Here is a 4,673-nt window from a genome sequence, read left to right as displayed (position 1 = left end):
GGAACGGCCCCGCTGCTGAGGCGGCCGCGGCCGCCCGCCACCGCGCTGGGGGCGCCCGGAGCCACCGCCGCCCTCCTGCCCCGCCGACGAGGCATCGTCGTCCAGCCGCAGGCTCAACGAGATCCGCTTGCGCGGAATGTCGACCTCCAGCACCTTCACCCGCACGATGTCCCCGGACTTCACCACGTCCCGGGGGTCCTTGACGAACGTCTTCGACATCGCCGACACGTGCACCAGACCGTCCTGGTGCACACCGACGTCCACGAAGGCGCCGAAGGCGGCCACGTTCGTGACGACCCCTTCGAGGACCATCCCCGGCTCCAGGTCGGCGATCTTCTCGACGCCCTCCTTGAAGGTGGCGGTCCTGAAGGCGGGCCGCGGGTCGCGCCCCGGCTTCTCCAGCTCCCGCAGGATGTCCGTCACCGTCGGCAGACCGAACTTCTCGTCGACGAAGTCGGCCGGCCGCAGCGAGCGCAGCACCGTCGTGTTGCCGATCAGCGAGCCGACCCCGCTCCCCGCGGTCTTCACCATCCGGCGCACCACGGGGTATGCCTCGGGGTGCACGGACGACGCGTCCAGCGGGTCGTCGCCGCCGCGGATCCGCAGGAAGCCCGCACACTGCTCGTACGCCTTCGGGCCGAGCCGCGGCACCTTCTTCAGCGCCGTGCGCGACGTGAACGGGCCGTTGGCGTCGCGGTGCGCCACGATGTTCTCGGCGAGTCCGGAGGTGATGCCGGAGACCCGGGCGAGCAGCGGCGTCGACGCCGTGTTCACGTCCACGCCGACACCGTTCACACAGTCCTCGACGACCGCGTCGAGGGAGCGCGAGAGCTTCACCTCGGACAGGTCGTGCTGGTACTGGCCGACACCGATCGACTTGGGGTCGATCTTCACCAGCTCGGCGAGCGGGTCCTGGAGCCGTCGCGCGATGGAGACGGCGCCGCGCAGCGACACGTCCATGCCGGGCAGTTCCTGCGACGCGAACGCCGACGCCGAGTACACGGACGCCCCCGCCTCGGACACCATCACCTTGGTGAGGTTCAGCTCCGGGTGCTTCGCGATCAGTTCGCCGGCGAGCCTGTCCGTCTCGCGGGACGCCGTGCCGTTGCCGATCGCGATCAGCTCGACCTCGTGCTCCTTCGCGAGGCGGGCGAGCTTCGCGATGGCCTCGTCCCACCTGTTCGCCGGGACGTGCGGGTGGATGACGTCCGTGGCGACGGCCTTGCCGGTCGCGTCGACCACGGCCACCTTCACCCCCGTGCGGAAGCCGGGGTCGAGGCCCAGCGTCGTGCGCGTGCCCGCCGGGGCGGCCAGCAGCAGGTCGCGCAGGTTGGCCGCGAAGACGTCGACGGCCTCGTCCTCGGCGGCCGTGCGCAGGCGCAGCCGCAGGTCGATGCCGAGGTGGACGAGCAGCCGGGTGCGCCAGGCCCAGCGGACCGTGTCCGTCAGCCACTTGTCGGCGGGACGGCCGCGGTCGGCGATGCCGAAGCGCTGCGCGACGATTCCCTCGTACGAGGACGGGCCGGGCTGCTCCGAGGGCTCCTCGGGCTCCAGGACGAGGTCCAGGACCTCCTCCTTCTCACCGCGCAGCATGGCGAGGATCCGGTGCGAGGGCAGGTCCTTGAAGGGCTCGGCGAAGTCGAAGTAGTCGGCGAACTTGGCGCCCGCCTCCTCCTTGCCCTCCTTCACCCGGGCGGCCAGCCGCCCGCGCGTCCACATGCGCTCGCGCAACTCGCCGATCAGGTCGGCGTCCTCGGAGAACCGCTCGGTGAGGATCGCGCGGGCGCCGTCCAGGGCGGCCTGCGGGTCGGCGACGCCCTTGCCGGCGTCGACGAAGGCCGCGGCCGCGGCGGCCGGATCGACGGACGGGTCCCCGAGGAGCCCGTCGGCGAGCGGCTCCAGGCCCGCCTCCCGCGCGATCTGCGCCTTCGTGCGCCGCTTCGGCTTGAACGGCAGGTAGATGTCCTCCAGCCGCGCCTTGGTCTCCGCGGCCCGGATCCGCGCCGCCAGTTCATCGGTGAGCTTGCCCTGCTCGCGCACCGAGTCGAGGACCGCCGAGCGCCGCTCCTCCAGCTCCCGCAGGTAGCGCAGCCGCTCCTCGAGCGTGCGCAGCTGCGCGTCGTCGAGCATCTCGGTCGCTTCCTTGCGGTAGCGGGCGATGAAGGGCACCGTCGAACCGCCGTCGAGCAAGTCGACGGCCGCCTTGACCTGCCGCTCCCGTACGCCGAGTTCCTCGGCGATCCTGCCTTCGATGGACCCTGCGAGGGGTGGCAGCTCTGTGGTCACGATTCCCGTACCGCCTTCTTCACTGAGGTTGCGCGGCAATTGTGGCAGGTGGCACCGACAACGGGGGATCAAGGGCCGCCGGCCTCCTCATCCCCTCCGGGCGGCCGGCGCCGTCCAGGTGAAGTCGGCCGGCCGGCGCTCCAGGAAGGCGGCAACCCCCTCCGCGGTGTCTCCGGCGTCCCGCGCCTGCCGGGCCCAGTAGGCGTCGCGGTCGGTGCGGCCGTCGGCGAACTCCTTCGCCGCGGCCTGCGTCAGCTGCGAGCGGGACACCAGGATCCGCCCGAACTCCGCGACCCGCCCGTCCAGGTCGCCGGCCGGCAGCACCTCGTCCACCAGACCGGTGCGCAGCGCGCGTTCCGCGCCGATCAACTCGCCCGAGAACAGCAGGTACTTGGCGGTGGCCGGGCCGACCAGGGACACCAGGCGCCGGGTGGAGGAGGCCGCGTAGACGATCCCCAGCTTCGCCGGGGTGATCCCGAAGGACGCCCCCTCGTCCGCGAAGCGCAGGTCGCACGCCGCCGCGAGCTGGCACCCGCCGCCCACGCAGTGGCCGCGTACGGCGGCCAGCGTCGGCTTCGGGAACGCGGCGAGCGCCTCCTCCGCCCCCACGGCGAGGCCCTGCGCCTCCACGGCCGAGCCCCGCAGCGAGGAGATGTCGGCGCCGGCGCAGAACGTCCCGCCCTCCCCGGTGAGCACCAGCACCCGGACGGCCGGGTCGGCGGCCAGCGCGTCGAGCAGGGGAGGCAGCGCCCGCCACATGTCCGCCGTCATGGCGTTGCGCTTCGCCGGATGGTGGATGACGACGGTGGCGACCCCGTCGGCGACGCTGTGCAGCAGCTGCGGCTCCATGGCCGGATGCTATCCGTCCCGCGCGAACGTACGATCAAGAAGGGGGCGGGTAGGCGTGAGGGCACCGAGGGCAGGCACGCAGGTCCGAGGAGGCGCTGATGGCCAGGTTCAGGCTCAGATCCGCAGACAGGTCCGCAGAGAAGTCAGCAGCGGAGCCCGCAGCGGCCACGCCGGAGGACGGGACCGCGAAGCTCAGCCGCAGCTTCGGCTGGCTCGCCGCGCTCGGGGTGATCCTGGTGCTCGCCGGCCTGGTGGGGCTCCTCTACACGGGATTCGCCACGCTGACCTCGATGCTGCTGTTCGGCTGGCTGCTGCTGATCGGCGGCGTGGTCGGCCTGCTGCACGCGGTGCAGGCCCGCGCCTCCAACTTCTTCTGGCTCGGGGTCGTGGTGGCGGCCCTGAACATCGCGGCCGGCATCGTGGTCGTCACCAAGCCCGGGGCGGCCGCCGAGGCGCTGACCATGTTCGCCGCGCTGCTCTTCCTGACCGGCGGGGTCTTCCGGCTGGTGGGCAGCCTGGTGGTGCGCGGCCCGCAGTTCGGCTGGTCCCTCGTCCAGGGGGCCTTCGGCCTGCTGCTCGGCATCCTCGTGCTCGCGTCCTGGCCGAGCAGCAGCAAGTACGCCATCGGCACGTTCTTCTCGCTCGCGCTGCTCTTCGACGGGCTCGGCCTGGTGGCGACCGGGTACGGCGGCCGGCACATCGTGAGTCTCGTCGCGGACCAAACCCGTACAACCGGAAGAGTTCCGGAATCGACACAAGACGGACATGGGTCGCCGCTCAGTTGACGATGTTTTTCGTGAGCGATCAAAAACCGGCGATATCCGCTGACTTCTGCTCAGTTATCCGGTATGGACCAGCGCGTTACCAACACTCGACGTGTGGTGACAATCGAGCGCAAGGGCGGCGACCGGACGATGGACGACCAGGGGCGGGGGCCGGGCCTCCGTCCTGAGGACGGCGGGGAGCCGCCCTCCGAGAGGAGACCACCCGGCCCACTGCCGTACGAGGGGGTCTGGCGGTTCACCGCCCCCGCCGTCGAAGCCTCGGTGCCGCAGGCCCGGCACGCGGTCCGTGACCTGCTGGCCCGCCAGGGCGTACCCGTCCCGGACGACATCGTCCAGGGGCTGCTGCTGATCGTCTCCGAGCTGGTGACCAACGCGGTCCGGCACGCGGCGGTGCTCTCCCCGACGCTCGCCGTCGAGGTCGCCGTCGGCGCCGAGTGGGTACGGGTCTCCGTCGAGGACAACCACCCCTACCGGCCGACGGCCCTGGAGACCGACCACGGCCGGACCGGTGGACGCGGCCTCCTGCTGGTCCGGGAGATCACGCACGAGGCGGGCGGGGTGTGCGACGTGGAGCACACGGCGTCGGGCGGCAAGGTGATCTGGTCGGCCCTGCCCCTCGCCACCGCGCGGATGCGCTGAGGGCAGGCGGAGGGCGAGCCGCACCCCGCCGGGGGTGCGGGGCCCCGCACCGGCCCGCGGCCGTACCGGCTCATACCGGTCCGAGCCCGCACCGGTCCGCGGCCGTACCCCGCC

General features: G+C 72.3%; 4 protein-coding genes. 2 read left to right on the top strand and 2 right to left on the bottom strand.

Translation table 11 applies throughout. The features are described 5' to 3' along the window. Together HO151_RS02080 and HO151_RS02075 are read right to left on the bottom strand one after the other, a co-directional pair. The coding region (locus tag HO151_RS02080; RefSeq protein WP_173894418.1) for a Tex family protein at positions 1-2,286 on the bottom strand (2,286 nt) is incomplete at its 3' end. 87 nt (positions 2,287-2,373) lie between these two features. Further along, the gene (locus tag HO151_RS02075; RefSeq protein WP_173894417.1) at positions 2,374-3,135 is read right to left on the bottom strand and encodes an enoyl-CoA hydratase/isomerase family protein; all 762 of its coding nucleotides are present in this window, start codon (positions 3,133-3,135) and stop codon (positions 2,374-2,376) included. 98 nt (positions 3,136-3,233) lie between these two features. Here HO151_RS02075 and HO151_RS02070 point away from each other — a divergent pair, with 98 nt between their 5' ends. Beyond that, positions 3,234-3,920, top strand: coding sequence for an HdeD family acid-resistance protein (locus tag HO151_RS02070; protein WP_173894416.1), 687 nt, complete (start codon positions 3,234-3,236; stop codon positions 3,918-3,920). Between the two features lie 129 nt (positions 3,921-4,049). After that, positions 4,050-4,559 carry an ATP-binding protein gene (locus HO151_RS02065; RefSeq protein WP_173894419.1) on the top strand — a complete coding sequence of 170 codons (510 nt, stop codon included), beginning with the start codon at positions 4,050-4,052 and terminating at the stop codon, positions 4,557-4,559. The last annotated feature ends 114 nt before the right edge of the window (positions 4,560-4,673 follow it).

Source organism: Streptomyces sp. 8P21H-1, assembly GCF_013302945.1.
This window is presented reverse-complemented; position numbering and strand designations above follow the sequence as displayed.

What these genes read in the sequence shown, in the direction of transcription:
- HO151_RS02075 (WP_173894417.1), bottom strand. Translation starts at nt 3,135, where the DNA reads ATGGAGCCGCAGCTGCTGCACAGCGTCGCCGACGGGGTCGCCACCGTC.
- HO151_RS02070 (WP_173894416.1), top strand. Translation starts at nt 3,234, where the DNA reads ATGGCCAGGTTCAGGCTCAGATCCGCAGACAGGTCCGCAGAGAAGTCA.
- HO151_RS02065 (WP_173894419.1), top strand. Translation starts at nt 4,050, where the DNA reads ATGGACGACCAGGGGCGGGGGCCGGGCCTCCGTCCTGAGGACGGCGGG.